Here is a 2,623-nt window from a genome sequence, read left to right as displayed (position 1 = left end):
TTTCTTGTAGTTTATCTAGTTCTTTTTGTGTCATGATTTGTCTAAGTTAGTAGATTTTAAATTACCAACCTAGACAGAGTTAGATTTACACTCTCTTCTACTAGTTCAAATCTGTCTCTCCGAAAGTGAATGTGTCGAGAATTTAACTGTACCATTCTTTCAATATTTGAAACCTCATACCTTTTATCTTGAGGCAAGTCCTCTTTCAGTTTTCCTTCTTCATTATAGAATTTGTCGAGATAGTCAGGATTGAGCAACCATATAAAAAGAGATTTAATTATGTTTAGATTATGACTTAGTGATTGCTCCATCTCTTCTTGATCAAAACCAATTGTTAGATATTCGAGTAAAGATTCGACATCAATCTTACCGTTAATAAATTTTTGATACATATTTTCGTCTCTTTCTTTCACAACAATTAGAAACAATAACAGGTGAGGGTGAATGTTTTCTTTTTGTTGTGAAGTCTTTAAAACGAGAACAACTTTTCTAAATAGATGTTCAAGATCTCTTAAAGAAAGCTGAAATCTCCTACTTAATAAAACAGCAGTATTTAACAAGTAGTCCTTCTCATTTTTTATTCTTGTGAATTGCCTTTTTTCAAAAAAGTTATTGAGTTGGTATTGATCAATTTGAAGTTCTATGAAATCTTCGAGTTTAGCTTTAGGTAACTCATATCTTAAATCAATAAATCTTTTAAGATATCCTATTACGTCTAAATCTCGGCCATAGATAGATTTAAGAGAATTCTCAAGTTGCTTGGAGTCTACAGCAAGTACAAAGTATATATTTTTTATATCGAAAATATGCTTTATTTCTTCTAACAAGTGTACTGCAAAAGAAGGTTTACATCTATCTAATTCATCTACAAAGATTACTAATTTAGTATCACGCTCTTCATTCAAAGATGCTACAAATTCAGAGAGTTCCTCTTTGAATTTACGGATATCATCTTGTTCTTGGACATAATTATCGATTCCCTCTTTTGCTGTATTTTCCAATAATTCAGAAATAGTTTTTTCGACATCCTCATTTGAAATATTTAAAAGCCCACCAGTTAGTAATCTTAGCGAAAGAGGTATAGATGTTTTAATAAGAGAACCGCCTATTGATTTTGCTCTCTCAAATATTTTTTTAGAGCCTTCAGATACTTTTAAGTTTTTCTGTTTTATTTGTTTTTCAAATTCAGCAATTAGTGTAAGTATAGGACTATCTGAATAATCGTTTTCCCAAGCATTGTAAAGTAAACAAGGATAATCTTGAGATTCTAGGTAGGCTTTCCACATTTCTAAAAAGGTGGTTTTCCCTTGACCGTAAGGAGCATTTACTGCTAAAACAAATGAATCTTCGCTTTCATCTACTACACTAGAAAGTATTTTTATATTATTTTCTCTCCCAAGCTTATCATTAGCAAATGGATTCTTCTTATCTACTTCAATCCCTTTTGATTTAAGTCTCATATTTTTGAATTACTTTATACCTAACGACATGGCGCATAAGGTGCGCACGGATTGATGTTGAATTAGCAACTAAAGAAAGAAGAGACGTAAAACCAAGAGTGACAAAGGATAGGCGAGGTGCGTTCCCTTAATGCGCGGGTTAGGTAAACTTTAATGAAATTTATAAGGGAGGAAGTACTTCATAAACAAATTGTATTGAATCATCATGGTTATAATGTGCTTTAAAATCACGGGGGCTTCTTATTTGTATTTGAAGAGATAAATTTCTTCCAACATGACTTTTCTCGATGATAAGTTCAAATTCATTCTCATTTGTCCATTCTTGGAAAGTATTGCCTGCAAATTCTCTTAGTCTATATTCAATTTCATCTCCTAGTGGATCAGTTGCGGCTACTAAAAAAGTTAATTTGTCACCAACTTGAAGTTTACATTCGGTATTGATGCGCGTAGTGTTAGCATCTGGTGTCCATATATTTCCTAAATTGTCAGATACCTTTTCTATTCTTGGGTAGAAATCATCACTAGTCTTTTCTTCTTTCATACTCCGATATCTTACGATTTTATTTCTTATTTCTTCACAAATTCCTACAACAAGATGTTTTTGATGAGATAAAAGCTCACGACGATGAGCTTCAGGATTCCGATATTTTTCAAGCTCGTTTAAAAAAACTTCCATTGTTTTCCATTTTCCAAATGCTGTTGAAAACTCACCACTCCAGTTGGACTTTAAAATTGTCTTTAGATCGTAAAAATCAGCGTAGTAAATTAGTCTAGTTTCTAAAGCCGTATCATCAAATTTCTTTCTCTCTATTTCACGTCGTTCTTCCCATTTATCTATTCTATCATCTGAAACACCACATTTTTTTATCCAGTCATTACCTTTTTCTTCTTGCAAGATATATGTAATAAAGTCTCGGAGGGAATTCTCTGCATTCTTTAATGACTCTGATATATCCATAAATACTAAAAGTTTACCTAACGACCCCGCGTTTAAGCGGCGTAGGGCCAACGTTTTTATTGCAAGCAACGCAATTGACCACACATAAGCAAGAATTCGGAAGAAGCCACGGCTGCGTCCGCTTGAAACGCCTTGTTAAGGCACCGAATGATCTATGGGCAACCAGCCTTATCAAACACGGAGTTTGTTAAAAGTCGCGAGACGT

2 protein-coding genes are annotated in these 2,623 nt (G+C 33.2%); both read right to left on the bottom strand.

Annotated elements, in window-relative coordinates; genetic code table 11:
* Positions 1 to 56: 56 nt before the first annotated feature.
* Positions 57 to 1,460 carry a KAP family P-loop NTPase fold protein gene (locus tag FN808_RS18710; protein WP_142716145.1) on the bottom strand — a complete coding sequence of 468 codons (1,404 nt, stop codon included), beginning with the start codon at positions 1,458 to 1,460 and terminating at the stop codon, positions 57 to 59.
* Positions 1,461 to 1,620: 160 nt separating this feature from the next.
* Positions 1,621 to 2,418: a Swt1 family HEPN domain-containing protein gene (locus FN808_RS18705; RefSeq protein ID WP_142716144.1), complete on the bottom strand. Its 798-nt coding sequence runs from the start codon at positions 2,416 to 2,418 to the stop codon at positions 1,621 to 1,623.
* Positions 2,419 to 2,623: the final 205 nt, after the last annotated feature.

The sequence above is a fragment of the Fodinibius sediminis genome (assembly GCF_900182555.1).
GTDB lineage: Bacteria > Bacteroidota > Rhodothermia > Balneolales > Balneolaceae > Fodinibius > Fodinibius sediminis.
Note: the sequence above shows the minus strand (reverse complement) of the source record. Positions and strands in the feature narration are given on the sequence as shown.